This window comes from Citrobacter sp. RHBSTW-00881, assembly GCF_013728515.1.
In the GTDB taxonomy this organism is placed as follows: domain Bacteria; phylum Pseudomonadota; class Gammaproteobacteria; order Enterobacterales; family Enterobacteriaceae; genus Citrobacter; species Citrobacter braakii.
Genome location: NZ_CP056269.1, coordinates 2,969,236 through 2,989,399, shown reverse-complemented (window position 1 = coordinate 2,989,399; position 20,164 = coordinate 2,969,236). Strand labels below are relative to the sequence as shown.

The following is a 20,164-nucleotide window of genomic DNA, read 5'->3' as shown; positions in this document are numbered from 1 at the left end:
CCTGGACCGAATACAGGAATCGTATTCGGTCTCTTTTTATATTATTGTTTTCGTTGGGTTTTTTCGGTGCTTTCACGAAATCCCACGAAAATTACTCGAAATTTCCATATCCTGTCTAAACCATAACATATTCTGCACCACGTGCGTCCAGGTATTTTTTGGTCATTGTTAAATTTTTATGCCCCAGCAGCCTCTGTGCGAAATCCTCTCCGCGCTCCCTTTCATAGAGTCTACTCGCCAAACTCCTGATTTCATGGAACGGAGGAGGGTTGGGACCAAACTTTAACGCTGTAGAATCTCTGATATCAGAAAATGCTTGAGTAATGCCGTCAGGAGTTAACGGACCAGGCTTCCTTCCGCCACGTCTCACCGCTGAATACAGCATGAAATCTGACGGGTTGTTTTTCCGGCAACGGTCGATAACATCCTGCAATACCAAATCAGCAGAGTCCAGTCGCAAATCAAGTGGCAACGCCAATTTGTGACCTGTCTTTTCCTGCGTGACAAACAACCTTCCATCCCTGATATCGCTGAATCTGAACAACGATACGTCCTCTCTTCTTTGCCCGGTGACAAGTGCCAGGTCACATGCATTTGCAGCCCATTCGGAATGGGCGGTTGCGGCATCCCTTATTATCTCGAACTGTTCAAGTAGAAGACGCTCACGCTTCACTTTGGGTGTCGGCGTTCTTGTCGGCTCTGCCGGATTCCTTTCAATATGTCCCTCGACGATCGCCTCCCTGAAAATATCCAACAATACCGAACGCAGGCCGGAGGCCATGCTCTTCTTATCGCAGAGTATGTAACTCTCCAGGAAAGTAGATATGTCCTTTGTGCTGACCGCCGATAGCGGCATGCACCCGAATTCATCACTGATAGTGGCGATCTGGTTGCGCCTGACCTTCATCGTGTTGGGCTTCAATTCTCTTCGCTCAAGAATTACTTCGTAGCGCTCAAGCCACGCTTTCACCGTAAATGTTGGTGTTTCCTTTATGCGGTCCAGCAGCGCTGACGGAAGGTAATTCTGTTCAATGTAGTTATTGGCTTCGATGGCTTGAGAAATGGCGTCCTTTCTGTCGATCCGGCCAAGAGATAACTCTTGACCGGTAATCGGGTTTCGCCAGCTATAAAGCCTGTCTCTTTTACGATAGGTCAGGTTACGGGGCAGGTTAGCGTCGTAACGAACTGGCCTTTTCGCCATGAGTCAGTCTCTCCAGTAGAGTGCCGCCAGTTGGCAGCGATATGCGTTTTGCTTTGTGACGAAGGTTCTTTTTGCTCGGATCCACATAGATGGCATCTGGCTGAACCTTATATTCTTTGCCGTGAAGTTCCGGAGCAGGGTAAATACGCCCCTCCCGCGCCCAGCGGCGAAGTGTTGAAAGAGACGGTGGGGTTGAATAAGTTGAATTCGCCCATTCCAGTAGATTAAGAAGCTTGGCCATACTACCTCCGGCTTCCGGCAACTTATTATAGAGCTGCCGGAAAACTGTTAATGAAATATCGTTATCAACTCACCTGACCCGGCAGTGCGCGCAACCGGCGCATACCTGTCATTGCTGTGGCCACGTAGCTCGCCTTACGGTTCACCACTTCCACCCAGACCTTCACACCTTCAACTCTCACCGTGTACGTCTCCTTCATCTTGCTGCGGCCATAGTCGCCGTAACGTTCTGCATGAGTGGCCAGTGCTATGTCGCATGCCTGACGCGCTAACGGGGATTGCTGATTTGCACGGTTAATTAGTCGCATTACATCTCCTCAGTGGGAGGCGAACCCTCCCAACCCAGTTAGCCAACGTATTCCGGTTTCATATCCGCTAGGGTGATGCTGAACTGATCGTGCAGCTCGTCGCCAAGATGACGTTTCGCCGTTGCAAGAACTCGCTCAACTTCCCCAAACCGTTCAACTGCATCCGGTTCGTCCGGAGACGGCAGGGAGTTGATCGCGGCCTCAACCTTGTTACGTGAATCAACCAGGTAATAGCGTTTCACTGCCTTATTCTTCAGCTCGGTGAACAGGGCAGATCCGAGTGTGGCCTTCGCGCTTTCGATATCAGCACGCAGTGCTTTGGCGCTATCAACATCCTGCGCAGCATCGATGCGTTCGCGAAAATCATCGGCAAGAGAGTCGATATTTGCTGACGATTCCTGCGCGCTCTGCGTGGTTGTGACGGTGTCACCTGAAATTTGAGACAGGCTAACGTGTTGCACTGGAGCTGGGTTAACTTCTCGCTCTTCACGGCGATCATCCAGTTCATCAGGGGTATACACGCCGAGAATTACATCTGGGCAGAACAGTCTTGCCCAGCGTTTAACTGCGAGATAAGCGAGCTGCTGGCGAGGGTCGTCAGCCCAAAGCGTTGAATTACGAGTTCTGGCCTGTGCCAGTAACAGGTCAAGTTCTCTCGGTTGATCTTCACCTTTCAGCGTTGCGCGGATGATGATGCCAATGCCCGTTTCGTCAGCAAGGGTCCAGCCAGGAACACGGTATTCTCCTTTGTCGCCTTTACGAATCTGGAATTTCCCGACTACTTTTTCCCATGGCCCGTACCACTCATATTCAAAGCGGTTTGCCAGTACGCCGCTGCGTGAAATCACGGCATTTACCAGTTGCGCCTCGTATCCGAGAACGCCGTTAATCAGGTGCGTTTTCTGCGCTACGGCAAAGGGATTCATCTGCCATTGTGCCGCCTGCATCGCTACTGCCATACAGTCAGCCTGATTTCCCTGCAGGTGTCTGGGGACTGTCGCCGCACCCTGCGCCATAATTTGAGCAAATGCGCTGATGGCGTTCAAATACTGGGAATCAAACAGGGCCACGTTGGAGTTAATTACGGCGTTCTGGTCAGCTACAGTTACGTTAGTGTTTTGCATATTCATTCCCCTTATGCCTGAGTACGCAGCGCTTCAAGGCGGCGCAGGTCGAAGTCGTTCAGTTCGTCGGTGTAATCAGCGGTGATCGGCGCTGGCCATTCGCCAGTGTCAAAGCCGGTAGCGATAGCGCGCATCGACTTGCGGTACTCGAGCATGCCCAGTTCCAGTAGTTCGGCGGAAGCCTCGATGATGGCGATCCAGTGGTAGTTCTCGTCTTTGTTGACGAAAATCCAGAAGAACTGGTCCAGTGCTGCGGTCTCGCAATACATAGCCGCGCTCAGATGGTAGTCACGGTCGATGATTTCGCGGTGCAGTTTGGCGCGCAGGCCTTCCTGCTTAATGTTCCACATGCTGATGGTTTTCAGGTCGGCGCCGATGCGCACCCCGTCAAGGTCGATCTCAAGGTCGGGACGAACTCGGACTTCCAGACCGGTTTCGTCGTCGAAGCCAAAGTAGCTCACTTCAACGGCGCGGCCCGGGTGTGTCAGCAGCTTGCCCGCGGTCGGGTGCTCGAGCAGGGCTTTCTGAATGCTCAGTGCAGTGCTCAGTTGCTGGCGGGTGACCAGTACTTTCCCCTGCGGATTCTCGCGCCACGCATCCAAAAGTTCGTCGGCGAAAACGGCGTCCGGATTAACAGACTTCACGGCCTGAATCAGATCTGCTTTAGTACCGGACACTTTCAACGGTGCAGGCTTCTGCACTTCCTGCGCCACCAGGTCAGGATTGATGATTGCTAACTGCTCGAGTAACACATCACGGCTACCGCTGGTTTTCGCCTGAGCAGGCAGAGTGGCGTTGTATTCTTTGATGCAGGCTTTCATCGCCGCTGCGGTCTGCTTCTGATCCGCTTCGATACGCTGGTACTCTTCGGGCAGCGACATATAACTCTGGCCGGTTTCTTCCAGCGACCCGCCGAGCGGCAGTTGTGCCGGCAGCGTGGCGTTGTGTTCTTCTAGCAAAGCTTTGATATCGTCTGCGCTCAGTTGCGCTGGCAGGTTGGCGTTGTACTCATCAATAAACGCGCGGATCGTTGCCGTGGTGGTAAATGCGCCTTCCGGAATTACGGGTTCAACGCTGAATTCTTCATCGAGTTGCTCTGGCTGCAACGCCAGCGCATGTACCAGGTTACCCATGTCCAGAACCGGAGAGCGTTCTTTGATGATGGTTTTCTCTACGTGACGCGCATTGAAGTACATCAGCGAAACACGTGCGTCTTTCACCTGGGTAGAGCTGATACCGTTCGCTGCGTGATAAACCTCGTTCGGCAAACCCTCATAGCGACCTGGCTCGAAGTAAGCGGGGTAAACAACAACTGGTTCGTCAGATTGCGCTTCGGGTTCGGTTTGCGTCAAAACTGGTTCAGTCTGGTTTACAGAATCGCTATTTTGGGCGACAGAATCCGTATTTGGGTTTACATCGGCCTGCTGGCTGGTATGTGACTCTTCACCAGTTTCCAGACAGCTCTTGCCTGTATGCAGCGCATCACCAGCTTGGTCTTCATCACTGACAGTTTCTTCCATCTGCACATCGGCGGCGTCCTCATTTTCCGTTTTATCTTCCTCATTTGAGGCGGCGTTGTAGCTTTCATGAACCCACTTCGGATCGTTCGGGTCACTAATGCCTTCAACGAAGTCACCGCGCGAAACCGCAAGAATTTTGTTTACCTCTTCAGCCGTTACTTTTTCCTGTTTCATCGGTACAGGCATAGACGAACGACCGCAGGCTATATCAACGAGCAGCGGATCTGGATTAGCGTGGTCAGTTTCTGTCAGTACTCTATTCAAATATTCCTGATGTTTGACGGGATCTTCATAAAGTCCTTCTGGTGTAGTTTTTACTGTTGCGATAATGCAGGCACGTGAGTAGTCCAGGCTACCAGGCATTGAAACGAATCTCTCTCGAGTAGCCAGCCATTCAGGATCGTCCATCTTATTCATGATGGAGTTTGCCTGTAGTTCTATATCCAGAGGGACGTTGTAAATATCAAATTCGCGGTCACGGGCACGTAACGCCAGAGCAATTTCATGCTCCAGCCCGAGGATGGTTTGCGGGAATTTGCGGTCAGAGGCAATGCCGCCACCGGCGTTCGCACCAGAAGGTGTGCGATTAATGGTTGTTACACGATTACCTTTGCTCCACTCTTTAACCAGTAGGCCGCGATCGATGTAATCTGTTTTGAACCACACCGTCAGGAACTGGATAATTGTTGCCAGCTCCGTTTTTTTACCGTCGACAGGGAAGACTTTCTTAACGGCATTCACGACTTTATGAATATCGTGCTCAATGGCTTTTTTGAATGCTTCCACATTCTCAGCAGCCAGCAGCAGGTTCTGGACGTACGCGTCATCGGTGTCCATCTCAAGGCGGACAATCTCATTTTTCTGCGCGGCATCGACGTGATAGAGATATTCACCATCACCGATGAACTGAGCCAGTACGCGCTGGCGGAAAGGCAGGGTGGCAACAACGATCAGGTTCGGTTGCTGTATCTGCTGGGATTGCTCTTCGGTATCGACTTCACTATCAACGACGCCACCTTCTGCCCGGCCGTTCTCGTCGGCCTGGATGCCGTCCTCAACAGTGAGATCTTGACCCGTTGTAACGTTAGCACCGCTGCTGGTTTCAGTTTTGAGCAACTGCAACTTACCACTGCGCCAGTCTTCTATCAGTTGATTGCGGTCACCGGCATCCGTGTTCACCCAGTCAGACATGAATGCAGCGATCACTTCAGGTTCGTGTTTTTCATCCTGTGCGAAGATGCTTTTAATTGCCTGAATCAGTTTCCATTCAGCATTCAGACTGAGCTCGCCAACTTCAGGAACATCATTTTTCACCTTCAGCAGGTTCTGGAGATAGGTATTGCTTTCGTCCAGTGACATTTCGCTGGCAGCCAGCTGCTGCTCTTTAGTTATATGAGTCTGGTATTTATCGTTCATCAGATGGACAGCAAAGCGGACTGCTGGAGTGCGGTTTTCTACCGGGACAATTTCGGACGCAGTCGCGTCTTCAACGATTACGGTCGGAGTAGGAATGGATGGTGCGTCAACAGCGCCAGTAGACTCACCAGCAGCTTTTGGCAGCCAGGTGTGCCCATCGTCCTGAAGTTCGTAACGATCACACCAGGTGAAATCAACTTCACCTTCTTCCGGCAGGCCGTCAACAACCGGAAAATCAGTGCGAATCGGCCTGGCGTAGTCCTTACCACGGCCCGTTTCGATGCCTGCATCTTCCAGAGCAACATCCAGCTGCAGGTTAGCGCGAGCCTCGGTTTTGGCAGTGAACCAGACCACTGCATCTTGCTTTCCGGATTTCTGAGTGGCTTTAACCACATAAAAGAATTCCATGTGAGATCCTCATTTTTGGGTGTTAGAATCCCCGGGCCATTGATAGCGCCCATTGGGTTAACTTTGGTTTTAATGTTGTTTCCGGTGTAACTTTGGTCGGTACCACCGGAGCCTTTCAGCATTGCGCTGGGTTATGAATTCCTGGCAAATGAACCATGATTCGCTTTGCGGAAGTCGCGTATTGCTTCCGCAGCCTTTTCTAATTCAATAAAAGTTCCTACCGTGAATCTTTTGCCATTAACTCGGCACATGGCTGTCCAGCGTTGTTTCCCTTTGTGCCAATAAACTCCTTTCACTCCGCTCGTATTATTTTTCTGAAGCGGTTTATTGAAGTTATTCTGTGAGCAAGTAGCCTCGCGGAGATTCTCCAGCCTGTTGTCAGAGCAATTTCCATTCACATGGTCAATCTGGTCTTCAGGCCATTTTCCGTGTGTATAAAGCCAGGCCAAGCGGTGTGCTCTGTATTTCTTTCCATCGATGATGATTCGTACATAGCCGCGCGTATCTAAATTTCCAGCAAAATCACCTGCGGTTATCCGTCCGCGATTTTTGAGCCATGTGAATGCTCCTGTTTCAGGCGAGTAGCTGAGCAATTCCTTCAGTCGTGCCAGTGATAATTTTTCTCGCATATTCATCACCGTTAGCCTTCGTGAGCCATCTGGTCGTGCGAAGCGCAACGTCTGGAGCAATACTCTTTTTCTTTGCGCGCCAGCTGTGAGCCGTTGCGATAGAGAAGGGTGCTCTTGATTACTTCCTCCGTTTTAACCGGCTTGCCGCAATATCCGCATTTCTTGTCTAACATGACATCCTCCGCTAGTGGCTGAGTCCATGCCCCAGACCGTTCAGATAAACTTCAACCAGCAAATCCCTGGTGTAAGTCATCTCAACGCCGCGATGCAGATACAAACGACCACGAGCGTTAGCTGATGCCGTCCAGGTTGAGTCTTTGTGTTTGACGAGCATTCCAGGCTGAACTGCGCCGCGGTTTACCGTCTGTGTACCGTAGTGCTGATGAACCATGATGTTCTCCACTATTGCTGAGTGAACTTCGCTGGTGGTGCCGTGACGCTGATCTTCACAGTTGAGCGTTTTAACTCTGCAGTTCACCACCGCGAAGCTCACTCTGTGCTTTGCCCTTGTCGCCAGGCTGGCGGAACGTTTCAAACCTACTGCGCGTTAATCTCACCACCTCATTCCGGTTTTCGTATACCCCGGACGGCTACTTCGTGGGCGTCCTGCCTGGGTGGTTCGTGGTGCGTCTTGGTGATAGTTATTAAATCACTGGTTTATAGTTGTGTCAATGCAGGGTTAATATTAATTGTAAATCGCTGGTTTATATAGGTGTGTTTTGTGAGGGCTCTGCCGGTTTGCAGGAAAAAAAACCGGCACGATGGCTGGGATCGGAGTGAGGAGCAGGCATTTAGCATGTACGTCACTCGGTGCTAATCTTTCTGGAGGGGCACAACGGAGCGGAACGATGAAGAACAAAGACGAACAGACTGGGTTAGTTGGCTTGGCGATTGGCGCAGCAGTGATTGGCCTGGTATCAGCTCAAAAAACCATTAACCGGGCGAGCATCATTGACGAACTGGTGAGACTGGGGAGACAGAAGGGCGATGGCGTTCAGGATGAGGTGTTTGAGAAGGCGGCGGAGCTGGTGAGTAAAGGGGTATAAAAACCCGGCGCGATGGCCGGGTTTCAATCAAGACATGGTTTTTAATTTTTCAATATCAAGCGGGAATTTAAGACTTCCTAGTCCAACACTTGCAAAAGCTAATGACAATTTTCTTCTAAAATCAAGATAAACAAGGTTAGATAAAATCTTCGCTCTGAATTCTTCATTTTGTCCAAAGAATACATCTTGCTCAATTATATTAAATCGATATGTGATGGCAATCTCAAGGGTGAGTGGATTGATATTTTCTTCTGGAATATCATTAACTTGGCTTTTGCAAGCGAGTATCAAACAACATTCATTTTTTTCTTTATCATCATTCATCCCCATATCTAAACTGAAACCGAGGTTAATACTTTCTTCCTTTGGAATTGCGTCACGGGAGAAATCGATAAATTGCTTATTAGTACTTATAGCTTGTAATTCAAAGCTATTCATAAAATTTAACATGGCGATACTACATCCCATCTTTTTAAGTTAATCTCTCTAAAAGCACTTTGAGCATTTAAAGCCCTAACACCAAACTCCTCAGTGTCTGTATTACTTACTACAACGTTAAAATGACCTTTCTTAGAGTAGGCATATCCTGCGTGCTCAAGGAGTTGTAAGTGGCCTCTTGGGTTTGCTAGCGCCATTACGCTTCTCTTAAAATCTTCAAAGAGTGACGTACTAAAATTGGATTCCTGCACTGAACGATATGATGTGATACAGGTTAAAATATATGAATTAAGACTTACTTCTTCCTCTTCTGCACGGCGAATGCAATTTGCATGTACAGATTTAGGCAGGCGAAGAGTAATTCTTCCTGAGACGTTAGGTTCTTGGAACACTTTAGGAGCCGGAAATGCAGTGCCCTCTGCAAGGCACATCTCTTGACCGACAGTCAAAGTGTCAATTGCAAGATTGTATGCGTCTTCCCGGGTGTCTCCAAACTCCATAATATCAGGGAGTTCCTCAACTCTTGCAACCCAGTAGACGTCACCATCCATTCGTTCTTTTCGAACGGAAATGGTATATTCTTCTGCGTTAAACATGATTTTTCGCCTTATGTATAATTTCTAACTCTTCTTTATATTTTTTAGAGTGTTCAGTACAGTACGCCCATAACAAGGTTTAACGGCCTTGGCTGTACCGTGCCCACAGTCAATTCCGATTGTTCGGAAATCACTTACCTTTGAAAGAGCTGAGTGAGTAATCACCTTATGATTAGGGCTCTTGCCTGAATTTAACGTGAACCCAAGCTCCTCAAGGTAAAAAATCAAACCTGTACGTGTCCCGCAACCAATGCTGGCTGTTCTGCGTGTAAGATCTTCAATGATAAGTTCAAGTCGGGTCATTTCTCTATGCTTATACTAGATGACACTACATATGGTGTCATTCTGAAAATTGTAATTTTTTGCACAGCATCAGTTTTGGGGCGTTATTCAGTCAGCGCTCGCTAGATGACATATCACTTTTTATCCGCCCCTTCATGTACTTGGCGTACAGCTCGTCGAGTTCCTTGAGGCGCAGAGATACGATCCGCAACATGTTCTGCTGCTCTTCTTCCGGCAGCTGGCGATAGAGTTCCAGCAGGCGCTGCTCGTGAGGCTTAAGACCGTCCTTCTCTCCAACATCCTCACCAAGTAGCCACGCGACAGAGATTCCAACAGCATCGGCTATGGCCAGTGCTGATTTCTTACTAATCACGCCTTTTTTGAACCAGCCGTTTACCGCCTGAGGGGTTACTCCGGCTATGCGTGCCATGTCAGCTTTGGTAACGCCGCGATCAGTGATCTCGGTGAGGCGCTCTACCAGAGCGAGGTTGGGTTCTTCTTTTCTCATATCGTCATTGTAAATATTTGGTTTATACACGCAATAAATCCAAAGTTTGCGCGAAGTATAAATCTGTGGTTTACTCTTGCTATCAATAAGCAGGAGAAGCACATGTCCGCACTCGATAAAGCAATCAAAGCCGCTGGCTCTGCCAGAAAGCTCAGCCTGGCACTGGGTGTGACGAGTATGTCCGTCAGTCATTGGAAAAATCGTGACCAAGGAATCGTCCCACCAAATTACATTTTTTCCATCTTCAACCTGACCGGCGTAACTCCCCATGAACTCAGGCCAGATCTCTACCCAAATCCCACAGACGGTTTGCCTAAGTAGGAGAATTAACTATGCAGACACTTACTTATCAGAATGATAGCGACATTACTCAAGGGGTAATGATAAATCGCGCTCAAGCGTGCAGGGGGCCAAGCCATGAAGATATTCGTGATGCGGTTCGTTCCTGGGCAGGAGCTGATGGCCAGGACGTAGTTACGGCTCTGATCGTCGAAGAGTACCGGCTGCAGGGTGGTGACGAGATTACTTTCCCTGACGACCTCAGCCGACAGCGTCAGAAGTTTTTCCGCTTTCTGGACAACCATTTTAACAGCGAACGGTACCGCGAGAATGTTCGCCAACTGACTCCGGCAATTCTTGCTGTCCTTCCACTCGAGTTCCGCAACCGTCTGCTACCAGAAGACAACGTTATGGCTCGTCTGGCGCGTATGGAGAAAGAAACCAGCGAAGCAAAAATTGCAGTCGCAATGGATGCACCACGTCATCAGAAGCTTAAGGAGTTGAGCGAAGGGATTGTCGAGATGTTCCGCGTTGACCCTGGCTTAACCGGCCCACTGATGGAGATGGTGCAGATGATGCTGGGGGCTATATGACCGGTTCAAAAATGGCGAAAGCCGCGGTGCGCGAACACCAACGGCTTTCTGGTGCAATTCATTGCGAAATCATTGCGGGGTAAGTATGCCTAACCACAAATTGTTTTGCCAGCGTGTCGGACCGCGACTGGATAAATCTTCCCTTAATTATTCTTCAGGAGGACTTAATGGCCGGGGACTGGATAAAGATGCGTACATCACTGGTCACCAGCCCGAAGGTGAACGGAATTGCGCGAATACTGGAGCGTTCACCGGAGGTGGGAAAAATGTTCACACTTTCGCATAACACCACGTTATCAGACGTTGTAACGCGTAACGTAACCCGTAACGTTACGGTGTCGTTACTAGTAACGTTTTGGTCTGCGGCAAATGAACACTCGCGTAACGGTGTATTTGAAAATGCAGACCTGTCTGATATAGATGATATTGTCGGAGTACCCGGTTTTGGGGCTGCATTATCAACCGTAGGCTGGGCCATTTATGATGCGGAGAATAACTGCGTCATTCTTCCAAACTTCAATGAATACAATACGTCAGGTGATATGCGCTCAGCTACGGCCAAGACAAATGCGCAGCGCCAGAAGGAGTTTCGTGAACGGAAAAAACTCCAGGAAAGTAACGTAACGAGTAACGTAACGCGTAACCACAGAGAAGAGAAGAGAAGAGAAGATCTAAACCCAGAGAGAGAACGCGCGGGCGGAAGTCATTCTGGGGATGATATTTCTGGAAATCACCCACCTCTGCCAGCTATCCCTCCCAAACCTCAGAACGAGGATTTTGGGCCCGGTCTGGATTTTGGCCCATTGGGTAAATTTCCGATCACTGACTCATGGACCCCGTCTCCAGACTTCGTGCGTCAGGCTGCGCTCTGGGGTAAGAACGTCGGCACTGAGCCGGGTTACACCGCTGAAGAACTTCAGCAATTCCGTGATTACTGGATACCTGACGGCAAGGTTAAACACCAGTTGGCTTGGGAGCAGACCTTTGCCAACAGTCTGTTGCAATCGCGTGGTCACGGCCAAAGGACCGTCCATGTTGGACAGCGAGATCCCAACCGAATTTCTGAGCCAGATAAAACCATCCCGACCGGGTTCAGGGGGTAACGGTGAAAAACATTGTTAATTCTGGCAGCGCTCTTGAGCGCCTGAAGAAACTCATTCCGCCAGGAGTTCAGCCGAAGTTCACCAGCGCGGAAGAGCTGCTGGCATGGCAGAGGGAAGAAGGCCTGAAGCGGTGTGAAGAACTGGACAGGCTGAATCAGAAAGCCCGGACAGAGAAAATTTTCGGTCGCTCAGGAATTCAAAGCCTGCACCGCAGCTGCACTTTCGAGAATTACCATGTATCCGGGGAAGGGCAGCGCAAAGCCTTCACGATGGCAAAGAGCTACGCACAGAATTTCGGTGCTGGGTTCGCGAGCTTCGTGTTTAGCGGTGGCCCTGGTACCGGGAAAAACCATCTCGCTGCAGCAATCGGAAATCATTTGCTTTCTGGCGGACATAGCGTGCTGGTAGTGACTATCCCTGACCTGATGCTGCGCGTTCGCGAGTGCTACGACGGTGGACAGTCAGAGGCTTCGCTTCTGGATGACCTCTGCAAAGTCGATCTGCTGGTGCTGGATGAAGTGGGTATTCAGCGCGGTAGCAGTGGCGAGAAAGTCATTCTGAATCAGGTTATAGACCGTCGCCTGTCATCGATGCGTCCGGTAGGGATCCTGACGAACCTAAACCACAATGAGCTTCTCGGTGCGTTGGGAGCGCGGGTTATCGATCGCCTCCAGATGGATGGCGGGATGTGGGTGAACTTTGACTGGAAAAGCTTTCGCAAGAACGTTAGCCATCTCCGGATCGTTAAATAACTTCGAGGGAAAAACACTATGGCAAGCAAATCACTGTGGGCAATTGTCGATTTTCTTCGGGTTAACCAGACGATCACGCCGCGTCAGGTTCAGAACCTGCTGGGATGCGACAGCAAGAAGGCACACAACCTGCTGCTTCACCTGGTACGCAGAGCGGTAGTTATTCGCGCTGGCGAGCCGCATCACCCGGTCTATTCGTTGCAGCCCGGCGGGGAACTGAATATCAAGCAGCTCAAATCGAGCGTGCGAAAAAACATGGTCACATCAGTATGCCGTACAAGTCCGGCGATGAAGCGAGTTCTGGCATTTTACGGGAGAGCATCAGCATGAAACAAACCTACGAAGAACTGGCAGTACAGCTCGCTAACGCGGAGAGCAAGTGCAGGGAGCTGGCGGCGGAGAATGCTCATGCGCGTGAGCGCCATGTATTCATCCGTGCGTTGGCAGTTTCGATTCTTGAGCATAGCGGCGGCCGCATGGACTGGCGTGGCGCGATGGAGGACGCCACCGAACTGCTGCAAACGGTGGATTCAGTATATGCAAAAAACCCTGCTACAGACGCTTTCCTGGCTGAAGTGCGGGTGCAGGGTGTGGAAGGGTTCTTATCGTTCTGCGGTGAGGAAAATTCCGTATTTGTCGAGGCTAAAGCTTACTATCGGTCGCTATCTGATGCGGTTGATGAGTTCGCCGCCCAACTTCGCAAGCCGCGCCTGCATATAAAAGCGCAGCTAGCATCGGTAGAACATGATAGTTAGAATCGAAGTAGCGATTTCGAGAAAAAAATTAACCAAAATGGTTTACAAAATCATGTTGTATGGTAAATTCTTCATCATAACATTTGGTATTTAACAGGTTCGGTTATTATCAAACCTGTACACATAAGCAAACTGAGGATTGGACTATGGCACTCACTGAATTCGGTAAGGCCGTCAGAAAAGCGAGGATAGATACTGGGTACACCTTACTCACTATGGCTAAGGCTTTGGGAACAACCTCTGCATTTTTAAGTGGTTTAGAGACTGGCTCAAAAAAAATTCCTGCTAAGTGGGTATCGGCAATCAATGAGCTTTTCGCTGAGCAAGGTTATTATATTGAGGACTTGGATGTATTGGCTAACATTTCAAACGAGTCTGTACCAATTGAAGGCCTCTCAAAGCAACAACAAATGCTAGTGGCTGGATTTGCCAAATCGGAGTTTACTCATGAGGAATTAAAAAAATTCGCTGAGTTACTCGCAGAAATTAATAAGAAATAATTATGTAGGTAATCTTTATGCATCAAATGCGTGGTACACGTGTTCGTCCTTTAGGCGAACTTGATATTAAATTAAGAGCAGTAAATGCCTGTTTTGCATTAGGTTTTACAAGCAAATATAAATATAAACGTAGACCACGCAGATTTGATATTGCGCTGGAACAGCTTTCTGAATGGAATATTGTTCTTGATCCAATGGATGATGATGAATGGTTCCAAGAGACGCTGGGATTGACTATCGGACACTGTGAACCAGAAAATTTAACCATCAGGGTACCAAACCACATTTATGAAATGGCATGTGCAGGAGAACAGTCGGCGTTGTTCGTTATTTTTCACGAGTTAGGTCATTTGCTTCTTCAGCATAAGCCTGTTTTACACTTTGCTAATAAACAACCAGAGATAAATGAAGACTCTGAATGGCAAGCGGATTTGTTTGCAGAAACAATGCTGGATAAGCTTGGTTATCAAACAAGACAGCTTTGCTTTGAGTTTTATTGAAAAGCCCTGCGCTAACAGGGCTTTCGGGGGTGGAGTATGCGCTAACACATTCCACAAAGTATGGAGGCAATCCAGCCACGACACTCTTCTTAGACAGCCGAAGTGTAGTGGTTCTCCAAACAAAGCGCAACCTGTGTGGATTTACAGGTATGCAGGGAAACCGAAGCTATGGCAATGGGAACCTGTAGTAAATGCGGGAAGACGTGCGAAATTATTTTTCGCTACTCTGTTTGTATTAATGGGGTTATGCGTCATGCGAGAAAGGGTCACCCTTTCCCCATTCCTGTATGCTCCTGCTCTGAACAGAGCGTTGCATAATATTAACGTGAACCCGCTTCGGCGGGTTTTTCACTTTCTAACAGATATGTTATTTATTATGCAATAAGAGCGATTAGTAAGATGCTGCTGGGGAGAACATGGATTTAACGGACGACGAAGAGAAACGCATAGAATTTGAAAAATTCATCATTGAAAGGTTTGGTGATACGGTTGATCTTCGCAGGGCGAAACATGGCAATAACGGATATATTTCATGGGAAGCGGCTGTTGCCTGGATTGTCTGGCAAGAGCGTTCATAGCATCATGAAACAACGTCTACCTCTAGCGGGAACAAATTTAGTATGACGCTGCCGGGAGCGTCCCGTCATTCACTATGGACTCCCACTTAGCCACGTCGTTTTAGAATTTAATTTTGGTCCGCTATGAGCGAGGAGCAGAAGTTCGTAATCCCTTTAGACAATCCTCCAGGGAGGTTATGATAAAAGATACAGCCATAAAGCCTAAAGGGAGTGGACATGACATTGTTTGAGGAGTGTAAGGAACTGCTCAAGACAGATTTTAATGTTGTGGAAGGGGATGATTTGAGCGCGATAATGGATATTTTTCATCAATATCCATGGCATAGCGGTAATCTCAGATGGTCGGAAATGGACTTCAGCGATTATGAACTTAGTCATGATATGTTTAACGGGGGCGGTTTAGGCAATGAAACTGTATTTGTCATAGCGGATGATGCGAATGTACCCGTGTTCAGAACCCATCTACAACTCATTGTGGATAATATCTACGATGTCATCGCCATATCACCTAACCTATTTATTTTTAATGATAAAATAATGATTAAACCTTTATTCCCTCATAATTATATACGGTTTGGTCTGCGAAAGTGATGAGCAGAAATACTGACCAGCTCCCCGTTGTTCAACTAAGACTTGTTATTGACAACCTCCGCTAATGGCACTAACCAGCCCTTTGCTGATTGAAAAAGGCGAATGAAAGTTGGTTAACACTTTACCTCATGGTCACACAGTTGATCATTGATGAGGCGTTAGTGAGGGCGAATCTTACGGGATTGTGCCGCAGAAAGAATAAAACATTGCTGATTCAACCCGCTACGGCGGGTTTTCTTTTTTGCTTCATCAATCCCTGCTACGATCCCCTGTCTTTTACTGATGGGGATAGGGATATGAAGAAAGTTCTTGTTGTTTTATTGGTGTCACTTTTCTCACTGACAGCAACGGCAGCAAACAAGCCATGCTCAGGTAAGAAAGGCGGAATATCGCATTGTTCCGGTGAAAAGTTTGTTTGTAATGATGGCACTATCAGCAAGTCTAAAAAGGTTTGTCAGAAATAGTTGCCGATGAATGGCTCTTGCCGTCAAAATCAAACCTGCTATATGCGGGTTTTTTCTTTCTGGTAGCGGGCTGTGGTAACGCTGTGCCACCGCCGTTCTCTGAAGCGCTGGTGCGTGCTAATTTGCCGGAGCTTTGTCAGCAGAAACAAATAGCGGCGTAATAAAACATTGCTAATTCAACCCGCTACGGCGGGTTTTCTTTTTTTACTACTGACAGAAAATTAACAATTTGTGCTCTTAAAACGTTGATCATTTCCGTGCATAGGTATACTGTATAAAAACACAGTAAATGCAATGGAGGCCATTATGAAAGTTGAATTAACCATTGATCGCATGAAAGAACTTCCTAAAGGCGCAGTACCAGCACTGGAGAAAGAATTGCTTAAGCGCCTGAATGATCACTATGACAATTGCAGGCTCACAATCCGCCGTGCCGGGTCCGATGGGTTAAGTGTTTTTGGTGGTGACAAGGACGATAAAAAGAAAATTGAATCAATCCTCCAGGATACCTGGGAAAGCGCTGACGACTGGTTTTATTAGAATTGCGCTTAAGGCTGGCGCGCATTTTTCAGAATACCGCAATTTGCGTAACCCTCTGATGCTGCTGCCGACAATCTTTAATCGCGTCTGTTAGTCGCTCGAAGGGAGAACATAAATGTGAGTGATTCAGCTTTGCAAACGTCAGAAGACAACTGGTATGACATTGTAAGAAGGTCTGACGGCTGCGTGGTGTTTAGCTTTCCTTCATCGGGCAGGCATCTAATTTATCGCGTCAATGGCATGGTTTCTATGCGGCCTTTGCTGGATGATGAAGAGGTCTTTACTCCTAATGGTTTTATGCAGTTTATTCACCGTCTCGGCTACCGGGTAACCCCACCTTCTGATAATATGAAATCAACGGTCTGAACAACCGTAACCTACTGCGCCACGGAGAGAAACCATGGCGCACGAACTACAACTCATCAAGCAGTCATCAGGAATCCTGATCCCCGCGACGCCGGAGACCAGCGATATTCTGCAATCAAAAATCAAACTCGGCGCCGTACTGGTAGCCGAATTTCGTCAGGTGAGGAATCCCGCATTCCATCGCCGTTTCTTTGCGCTCCTGAATCTCGGGTTTGAATACTGGGAACCTACTGGCGGGGCTATCTCCAGCAATGAGCGCAAGCTCGTAAATGGTTATGCTAAATTCCTCGCGGCATTTGGTGGAAACGAAGGCGCACTGCTGGATGCTGCCGAGCAGTATCTGGAGCAGGTAGCCAGTCGCCGAATTACCAATGGGATCAGCCTGTGTAAATCCTTTGACGCGTACCGTGCCTGGGTAATTGTCGAGGCCGGTCACTACGATGCAATTCAACTACCTGACGGAACTCTTCGTAAACACCCCCGCAGCATAGCTTTCGCCAACATGCACGAAACCGAGTTCCAGCAACTTTACAAAGCCGCGCTCGATGTTCTGTGGCGCTGGGTATTGTCCCGGGCATTCAAGACTCAGCGAGAAGCGGAAAATGCCGCATCGCAGCTCATGAGCTTTGCGGGGTGATGGCGATGAAATATTCCTGGTTTCACCATCACGAATGCACAACCGAGCAGGCCGACGAGCTGGTGGCCAGATACCGTCGTCGTGGCGCCACGGTAGAACGCAGCCTGAACCGCGACAACATCACCTGGACTGTCAGCGCAAAATTGCCTGAATGCGAGCATCCGGCGCGCACACCAAGAACCTTTCGGCAAAAGGTCTGGGGGTGAGCATGGCTAAATCAGCGAAATGCCTGTTCTGCGGTAAACCTGCAACCCTGCTATGCGATGGGATCATTGGCTGGGATGCTGATGAGGACAAAAACCACCACCTCAGCAATGCTCGGGGAATTTTCACGTGCGACGCGCCGATGTGCGCTGACTGCGGAACATGGCACGGCAATATCTTTTTCTCAGGCAGAGCGGGTGGTATGGAGACCCGTGATTATTGCCCTTTATGCGAGGCCCTTCATGTTAAGGGTGAAGTTATCCGGGAGGATCACAACCGAAAAGGAAAAGCCATTCGTGAGCCAGCCCTTCAGAAAGAGCAGGCCGCCATCATCCGGCAAGCACACTGGAATAGCTATCTAAACGCGCATCGTAGAGAGTTAAACGCCATTCAGGGAGGTGGACAACAATGCCTGCCATTCTGAAAAAGTTACCTCGCCGCAAGTGCGCCAACAAAGAATGCCGCCAGTGGTTCCACCCTGTACGCGATACGCAGACCGTCTGCGGTTACGAATGCGCCAGCGCAGTCGGGAAAGAGCAGACCAGAAAAGCCCGTGAAGACGCTAAGCGCAAAGAGTCCGCCAAACAGCGCGCTACTGAGAAGAAAGAGCGAGCCGCCTGGTGCCAGCGTAAAGCTGCAGTTAAGCCGCTGAAGCACTGGGAGGATTTAACCCAGCGCGTCGTCAATGACTATATTCGCGAGCGTGACCATGATTTGCCATGCATCAGTTGCGGGACGTTCGACACCGTCCAGTGGGAAGCTGGGCATTACCGCTCACGTGGGAAAGCGTCACATCTCCGCTATCACGAAGACAATATCAGTAAACAGTGCCACCACTGTAACGTTCAGCTGTCGGGCAATCAGCAGCAGTACCGCCTTGGCCTTATAGAGAAAATTGGGGCTGAACGCGTTGAGGCGCTCGAAAACAATAACACCCCGCACCGATACACCATCGAAGAACTCGAAGCCATCAGAAAGCATTACAGCGCGCTGAGGCGACAACTCGTCAAAGCAAGGGAGGCCGCATGACATTCGAATCCTACTTTGCCGATCACCTCCGCGTTCGTTGGCAACGATTGCGCTTATATCACTTTCCCGGCTCTGTGCTGACGGACTACCGAATACTGAAGAATTACGTGAAAACTTATGCTGGAGAAGCGCTATGAACCTTGAAAACACAGTGAAATACCACTTCGCAAAATCCACGCTGATTAGCGATTCTCCGCGCGCTACCGCCTCCGATTCACTGACCGGTACCGACATCATGGCGGCAATAGGCATGACTCAGGAACGCGCTGCTATGGGGTACAGTGCTTTCCTCGGCAAGATGGGCATAAGCAATAACGACCGGGATCGGGCTATCGGACTGCTGGCTGAGTACGCGATGACCAAATGTGACAAGGTTGCCGCGCTGCGTAAGTTGGATTTCGGGGTTAAGCCTCAGGTGATGCACCAGTTGGCCACCTTCGCATTTGAGGATTATTCCCGCAGCGCAGCCAGTGTAAAACGGTGCGATTGCTGCAACGGTGAGGGCTTTATTGATGCTGAGGTATTCAGTATGAAAACCAATACGCCGGCACATGCAAAAGAAATCATTAAGGCATCAAAAGCGTTTGGTTTGAAGGTGATACCTTCGCAGCACCAAAACAGGCGTGAGGTAAAAGAGATAACGCGCGTTCTCTGTCCTCAGTGCAAAGGGAAAAAAGCCATCAGTTGCGCATGTAGTGATTGCCGTGGCCGTGGGAAAGCGGTGAATCAGAAGGAAACGAAGCAGCAAGGCGTTCCAGTATTCAGCACCTGCAAGCGCTGTGGCGGTCGCGGATATGAGCGCATCCCGTCAACTGAGGCCCACGCAGCTGTTTGCCAGATTACGGATGTAATCAGCCTGGATACGTGGAAGAAGTCCGTTAAACCGTTCTATGATCAGCTGATTACGAAATTCGATATTGAAGAGGCATGGGCAGAAAACCAACTGAAACAAATAACACGATAACGGTTATGGAAGTTAATTCCAGCTATTTACTTTTCCCGAATCTGTGTTAATTTTATCCCAACGATGGGTTAATGCCTTCGTTTCAAGCCCCGCGGATAACACCGTGGGGCTTTTGCGTTTCTGGAGGTAACGGCGAGGCGCTACCCTCGCCTTAACATTAAGGGAGGGTTTTCATTACGCTATCAATCTCCCTTCCTTCAAATCTTGAAGTCCAGCCGCAGGAGCCGCAATGGTACGGAAAATTATCGAACCCGCTTCCGACTTGTTTAAGACAGTTGGGACAATAAACCGCGCTGATATACCCACCCGCGGGATTTTTTCTAAAGGCCGCACCCATGTGCTCGACAAACTCATCCTTTGCCCGGTAAGCCGCTACTTCCTTCGCAAGTTCTACGCATTTGGCCTTCGCCTCGGCAAGTTCTTCTATGGTGGCAGCATGGGCTTTTTGAAGTACGTCGATCTGCTCTCCAATGAAAGCGATGCGCTCGCGCAGGACCTCGTTACTTTGCACAGCAGAAAGCGCGCCGATCCCGTTTTTAAGGGACGCGATAAGTAATCCTACATCCATGGTCATTCCCTAATTGTCTGTGGAA

General features: G+C 49.1%; 32 protein-coding genes and 1 pseudogene. 21 read left to right on the top strand and 12 right to left on the bottom strand.

What is annotated here, in order from left to right; all coding sequences use genetic code 11:
• Nucleotides 1–115 precede the first annotated feature (115 nt).
• The 8 genes from HV311_RS14475 to HV311_RS14440 form a co-directional block, all read right to left on the bottom strand.
• Nucleotides 116–1,201, bottom strand: a complete 1,086-nt coding sequence (locus tag HV311_RS14475) for a tyrosine-type recombinase/integrase (RefSeq protein WP_191220115.1) — start codon at nucleotides 1,199–1,201, stop codon at nucleotides 116–118.
• Nucleotides 1,170–1,442, bottom strand: a complete 273-nt coding sequence (locus tag HV311_RS14470; RefSeq protein WP_016156226.1) for an excisionase — start codon at nucleotides 1,440–1,442, stop codon at nucleotides 1,170–1,172. Before HV311_RS14470 ends, HV311_RS14475 begins: the two co-directional genes overlap by 32 nt.
• A 64-nt stretch (nucleotides 1,443–1,506) precedes the next feature.
• On the bottom strand, nucleotides 1,507–1,749 hold the full coding sequence (locus HV311_RS14465) for a DUF4060 family protein (RefSeq protein WP_047415379.1): 243 nt from the start codon (nucleotides 1,747–1,749) through the stop codon (nucleotides 1,507–1,509).
• A gap of 38 nt (nucleotides 1,750–1,787) precedes the next feature.
• Nucleotides 1,788–2,873 carry a RecT family recombinase gene (locus tag HV311_RS14460; protein ID WP_191220114.1) on the bottom strand — a complete coding sequence of 362 codons (1,086 nt, stop codon included), beginning with the start codon at nucleotides 2,871–2,873 and terminating at the stop codon, nucleotides 1,788–1,790.
• 11 nt (nucleotides 2,874–2,884) lie between these two features.
• The gene (locus tag HV311_RS14455; RefSeq protein ID WP_191220113.1) at nucleotides 2,885–6,217 is read right to left on the bottom strand and encodes a RecE family exodeoxyribonuclease; all 3,333 of its coding nucleotides are present in this window, start codon (nucleotides 6,215–6,217) and stop codon (nucleotides 2,885–2,887) included.
• 131 nt (nucleotides 6,218–6,348) lie between these two features.
• Entirely contained in the window at nucleotides 6,349–6,846 is a 498-nt protein-coding gene (locus HV311_RS14450; protein ID WP_024192363.1) for an HNH endonuclease, read from the bottom strand.
• A gap of 11 nt (nucleotides 6,847–6,857) precedes the next feature.
• A complete protein-coding gene (locus tag HV311_RS14445) occupies nucleotides 6,858–7,019 on the bottom strand; it encodes a YdaE family protein (RefSeq protein ID WP_049259698.1) in 162 nt (53 codons plus the stop codon).
• Nucleotides 7,020–7,030: 11 nt separating this feature from the next.
• Entirely contained in the window at nucleotides 7,031–7,237 is a 207-nt protein-coding gene (locus HV311_RS14440) for a phage encoded cell division inhibitor protein (RefSeq protein ID WP_032935469.1), read from the bottom strand.
• A 457-nt stretch (nucleotides 7,238–7,694) separates the two neighbouring features.
• Between HV311_RS14440 and HV311_RS14435 the strand changes: the two genes are divergently transcribed.
• Complete coding sequence (locus HV311_RS14435; protein WP_040078467.1) at nucleotides 7,695–7,892, top strand: hypothetical protein; 198 nt, start codon at nucleotides 7,695–7,697, stop codon at nucleotides 7,890–7,892.
• A 27-nt stretch (nucleotides 7,893–7,919) separates the two neighbouring features.
• Here the strand turns inward: HV311_RS14435 and HV311_RS14430 are convergent, their stop codons facing one another.
• From HV311_RS14430 to HV311_RS14420, 3 genes are all read right to left on the bottom strand, one after another.
• Nucleotides 7,920–8,330, bottom strand: a complete 411-nt coding sequence (locus HV311_RS14430) for a hypothetical protein (protein WP_123969791.1) — start codon at nucleotides 8,328–8,330, stop codon at nucleotides 7,920–7,922.
• A gap of 5 nt (nucleotides 8,331–8,335) precedes the next feature.
• Nucleotides 8,336–8,926 (bottom strand): type II toxin-antitoxin system HicB family antitoxin, encoded by a 591-nt coding sequence (locus tag HV311_RS14425; RefSeq protein ID WP_191220112.1) that lies wholly within the window; start codon nucleotides 8,924–8,926, stop codon nucleotides 8,336–8,338.
• Between the two features lie 394 nt (nucleotides 8,927–9,320).
• A complete protein-coding gene (locus HV311_RS14420; RefSeq protein ID WP_191220111.1) occupies nucleotides 9,321–9,746 on the bottom strand; it encodes a helix-turn-helix domain-containing protein in 426 nt (141 codons plus the stop codon).
• A 72-nt stretch (nucleotides 9,747–9,818) separates the two neighbouring features.
• On the opposite strand from HV311_RS14420, the gene HV311_RS14415 reads away from it, so the two are divergent.
• The 20 genes and pseudogenes from HV311_RS14415 to HV311_RS14325 all read left to right on the top strand — a co-directional run bounded on the left by HV311_RS14415 (nucleotide 9,819) and on the right by HV311_RS14325 (nucleotide 19,571).
• Nucleotides 9,819–10,037, top strand: a complete 219-nt coding sequence (locus tag HV311_RS14415) for a transcriptional regulator (protein ID WP_191220110.1) — start codon at nucleotides 9,819–9,821, stop codon at nucleotides 10,035–10,037.
• Nucleotides 10,038–10,048: 11 nt separating this feature from the next.
• A complete protein-coding gene (locus HV311_RS14410) occupies nucleotides 10,049–10,588 on the top strand; it encodes a toxin YdaT domain-containing protein (RefSeq protein WP_191220109.1) in 540 nt (179 codons plus the stop codon).
• Between the two features lie 167 nt (nucleotides 10,589–10,755).
• Complete coding sequence (locus HV311_RS14405; RefSeq protein WP_191220108.1) at nucleotides 10,756–11,691, top strand: DnaT-like ssDNA-binding domain-containing protein; 936 nt, start codon at nucleotides 10,756–10,758, stop codon at nucleotides 11,689–11,691.
• Between the two features lie 2 nt (nucleotides 11,692–11,693).
• A complete protein-coding gene (locus tag HV311_RS14400; RefSeq protein WP_191220107.1) occupies nucleotides 11,694–12,443 on the top strand; it encodes an ATP-binding protein in 750 nt (249 codons plus the stop codon).
• 18 nt (nucleotides 12,444–12,461) lie between these two features.
• Nucleotides 12,462–12,773, top strand: coding sequence for a hypothetical protein (locus tag HV311_RS14395; protein ID WP_191220106.1), 312 nt, complete (start codon nucleotides 12,462–12,464; stop codon nucleotides 12,771–12,773).
• On the top strand, nucleotides 12,770–13,198 hold the full coding sequence (locus HV311_RS14390; protein ID WP_191220105.1) for a hypothetical protein: 429 nt from the start codon (nucleotides 12,770–12,772) through the stop codon (nucleotides 13,196–13,198). The genes HV311_RS14395 and HV311_RS14390 overlap by 4 nt, the downstream gene beginning before the upstream one ends.
• A gap of 146 nt (nucleotides 13,199–13,344) precedes the next feature.
• Nucleotides 13,345–13,698, top strand: coding sequence for a helix-turn-helix domain-containing protein (locus HV311_RS14385; protein WP_048214407.1), 354 nt, complete (start codon nucleotides 13,345–13,347; stop codon nucleotides 13,696–13,698).
• Nucleotides 13,699–13,715: 17 nt separating this feature from the next.
• Entirely contained in the window at nucleotides 13,716–14,198 is a 483-nt protein-coding gene (locus HV311_RS14380; RefSeq protein ID WP_048214406.1) for an ImmA/IrrE family metallo-endopeptidase, read from the top strand.
• Nucleotides 14,199–14,614: 416 nt separating this feature from the next.
• Nucleotides 14,615–14,776, top strand: a complete 162-nt coding sequence (locus HV311_RS14375) for a hypothetical protein (protein WP_167469983.1) — start codon at nucleotides 14,615–14,617, stop codon at nucleotides 14,774–14,776.
• A gap of 216 nt (nucleotides 14,777–14,992) precedes the next feature.
• The gene (locus HV311_RS14370) at nucleotides 14,993–15,367 is read left to right on the top strand and encodes a CDI toxin immunity protein (protein WP_016150400.1); all 375 of its coding nucleotides are present in this window, start codon (nucleotides 14,993–14,995) and stop codon (nucleotides 15,365–15,367) included.
• A 296-nt stretch (nucleotides 15,368–15,663) separates the two neighbouring features.
• A complete protein-coding gene (locus HV311_RS14365) occupies nucleotides 15,664–15,831 on the top strand; it encodes a hypothetical protein (protein ID WP_071845320.1) in 168 nt (55 codons plus the stop codon).
• Nucleotides 15,832–15,893: 62 nt separating this feature from the next.
• Nucleotides 15,894–15,992: pseudogene (locus HV311_RS28270) on the top strand (DNA methyltransferase); the annotation flags it as partial.
• Nucleotides 15,993–16,137: 145 nt separating this feature from the next.
• Complete coding sequence (locus tag HV311_RS14360) at nucleotides 16,138–16,371, top strand: DinI family protein (RefSeq protein WP_016236996.1); 234 nt, start codon at nucleotides 16,138–16,140, stop codon at nucleotides 16,369–16,371.
• A 117-nt stretch (nucleotides 16,372–16,488) separates the two neighbouring features.
• Entirely contained in the window at nucleotides 16,489–16,737 is a 249-nt protein-coding gene (locus tag HV311_RS14355) for a hypothetical protein (protein WP_001568777.1), read from the top strand.
• A gap of 34 nt (nucleotides 16,738–16,771) precedes the next feature.
• Nucleotides 16,772–17,374 carry a DUF1367 family protein gene (locus HV311_RS14350; RefSeq protein WP_191220104.1) on the top strand — a complete coding sequence of 201 codons (603 nt, stop codon included), beginning with the start codon at nucleotides 16,772–16,774 and terminating at the stop codon, nucleotides 17,372–17,374.
• Nucleotides 17,374–17,580 carry a hypothetical protein gene (locus tag HV311_RS14345; protein WP_181640983.1) on the top strand — a complete coding sequence of 69 codons (207 nt, stop codon included), beginning with the start codon at nucleotides 17,374–17,376 and terminating at the stop codon, nucleotides 17,578–17,580. The genes HV311_RS14350 and HV311_RS14345 overlap by 1 nt, the downstream gene beginning before the upstream one ends.
• Before the next feature lie 2 nt (nucleotides 17,581–17,582).
• Nucleotides 17,583–18,002: a hypothetical protein gene (locus HV311_RS14340; RefSeq protein ID WP_032931576.1), complete on the top strand. Its 420-nt coding sequence runs from the start codon at nucleotides 17,583–17,585 to the stop codon at nucleotides 18,000–18,002.
• Complete coding sequence (locus tag HV311_RS14335) at nucleotides 17,999–18,607, top strand: recombination protein NinG (protein WP_032931972.1); 609 nt, start codon at nucleotides 17,999–18,001, stop codon at nucleotides 18,605–18,607. The genes HV311_RS14340 and HV311_RS14335 overlap by 4 nt, the downstream gene beginning before the upstream one ends.
• Nucleotides 18,604–18,744 carry a YlcG family protein gene (locus HV311_RS14330; RefSeq protein WP_001568781.1) on the top strand — a complete coding sequence of 47 codons (141 nt, stop codon included), beginning with the start codon at nucleotides 18,604–18,606 and terminating at the stop codon, nucleotides 18,742–18,744. Before HV311_RS14335 ends, HV311_RS14330 begins: the two co-directional genes overlap by 4 nt.
• Nucleotides 18,741–19,571: an antitermination protein gene (locus tag HV311_RS14325; protein WP_057064561.1), complete on the top strand. Its 831-nt coding sequence runs from the start codon at nucleotides 18,741–18,743 to the stop codon at nucleotides 19,569–19,571. The genes HV311_RS14330 and HV311_RS14325 overlap by 4 nt, the downstream gene beginning before the upstream one ends.
• Nucleotides 19,572–19,728: 157 nt before the next feature.
• Here HV311_RS14325 and HV311_RS14320 read toward each other — a convergent pair whose 3' ends face one another.
• On the bottom strand, nucleotides 19,729–20,139 hold the full coding sequence (locus tag HV311_RS14320) for a hypothetical protein (protein ID WP_181498268.1): 411 nt from the start codon (nucleotides 20,137–20,139) through the stop codon (nucleotides 19,729–19,731).
• Nucleotides 20,140–20,164 lie beyond the last annotated feature (25 nt).

Coding starts and splice junctions, on each gene's coding strand:
- HV311_RS14475 (WP_191220115.1), bottom strand. CDS start 1,201: ATGGCGAAAAGGCCAGTTCGTTACGACGCTAACCTGCCCCGTAACCTG.
- HV311_RS14470 (WP_016156226.1), bottom strand. CDS start 1,442: ATGGCCAAGCTTCTTAATCTACTGGAATGGGCGAATTCAACTTATTCA.
- HV311_RS14465 (WP_047415379.1), bottom strand. CDS start 1,749: ATGCGACTAATTAACCGTGCAAATCAGCAATCCCCGTTAGCGCGTCAG.
- HV311_RS14460 (WP_191220114.1), bottom strand. CDS start 2,873: ATGCAAAACACTAACGTAACTGTAGCTGACCAGAACGCCGTAATTAAC.
- HV311_RS14455 (WP_191220113.1), bottom strand. CDS start 6,217: ATGGAATTCTTTTATGTGGTTAAAGCCACTCAGAAATCCGGAAAGCAA.
- HV311_RS14450 (WP_024192363.1), bottom strand. CDS start 6,846: ATGCGAGAAAAATTATCACTGGCACGACTGAAGGAATTGCTCAGCTAC.
- HV311_RS14445 (WP_049259698.1), bottom strand. CDS start 7,019: ATGTTAGACAAGAAATGCGGATATTGCGGCAAGCCGGTTAAAACGGAG.
- HV311_RS14440 (WP_032935469.1), bottom strand. CDS start 7,237: ATGGTTCATCAGCACTACGGTACACAGACGGTAAACCGCGGCGCAGTT.
- HV311_RS14435 (WP_040078467.1), top strand. CDS start 7,695: ATGAAGAACAAAGACGAACAGACTGGGTTAGTTGGCTTGGCGATTGGC.
- HV311_RS14430 (WP_123969791.1), bottom strand. CDS start 8,330: ATGAATAGCTTTGAATTACAAGCTATAAGTACTAATAAGCAATTTATC.
- HV311_RS14425 (WP_191220112.1), bottom strand. CDS start 8,926: ATGTTTAACGCAGAAGAATATACCATTTCCGTTCGAAAAGAACGAATG.
- HV311_RS14415 (WP_191220110.1), top strand. CDS start 9,819: ATGTCCGCACTCGATAAAGCAATCAAAGCCGCTGGCTCTGCCAGAAAG.
- HV311_RS14410 (WP_191220109.1), top strand. CDS start 10,049: ATGCAGACACTTACTTATCAGAATGATAGCGACATTACTCAAGGGGTA.
- HV311_RS14405 (WP_191220108.1), top strand. CDS start 10,756: ATGGCCGGGGACTGGATAAAGATGCGTACATCACTGGTCACCAGCCCG.
- HV311_RS14395 (WP_191220106.1), top strand. CDS start 12,462: ATGGCAAGCAAATCACTGTGGGCAATTGTCGATTTTCTTCGGGTTAAC.
- HV311_RS14390 (WP_191220105.1), top strand. CDS start 12,770: ATGAAACAAACCTACGAAGAACTGGCAGTACAGCTCGCTAACGCGGAG.
- HV311_RS14385 (WP_048214407.1), top strand. CDS start 13,345: ATGGCACTCACTGAATTCGGTAAGGCCGTCAGAAAAGCGAGGATAGAT.
- HV311_RS14380 (WP_048214406.1), top strand. CDS start 13,716: ATGCATCAAATGCGTGGTACACGTGTTCGTCCTTTAGGCGAACTTGAT.
- HV311_RS14375 (WP_167469983.1), top strand. CDS start 14,615: ATGGATTTAACGGACGACGAAGAGAAACGCATAGAATTTGAAAAATTC.
- HV311_RS14370 (WP_016150400.1), top strand. CDS start 14,993: ATGACATTGTTTGAGGAGTGTAAGGAACTGCTCAAGACAGATTTTAAT.
- HV311_RS14365 (WP_071845320.1), top strand. CDS start 15,664: ATGAAGAAAGTTCTTGTTGTTTTATTGGTGTCACTTTTCTCACTGACA.
- HV311_RS14360 (WP_016236996.1), top strand. CDS start 16,138: ATGAAAGTTGAATTAACCATTGATCGCATGAAAGAACTTCCTAAAGGC.
- HV311_RS14350 (WP_191220104.1), top strand. CDS start 16,772: ATGGCGCACGAACTACAACTCATCAAGCAGTCATCAGGAATCCTGATC.
- HV311_RS14345 (WP_181640983.1), top strand. CDS start 17,374: ATGGCGATGAAATATTCCTGGTTTCACCATCACGAATGCACAACCGAG.
- HV311_RS14340 (WP_032931576.1), top strand. CDS start 17,583: ATGGCTAAATCAGCGAAATGCCTGTTCTGCGGTAAACCTGCAACCCTG.
- HV311_RS14330 (WP_001568781.1), top strand. CDS start 18,604: ATGACATTCGAATCCTACTTTGCCGATCACCTCCGCGTTCGTTGGCAA.
- HV311_RS14325 (WP_057064561.1), top strand. CDS start 18,741: ATGAACCTTGAAAACACAGTGAAATACCACTTCGCAAAATCCACGCTG.
- HV311_RS14320 (WP_181498268.1), bottom strand. CDS start 20,139: ATGGATGTAGGATTACTTATCGCGTCCCTTAAAAACGGGATCGGCGCG.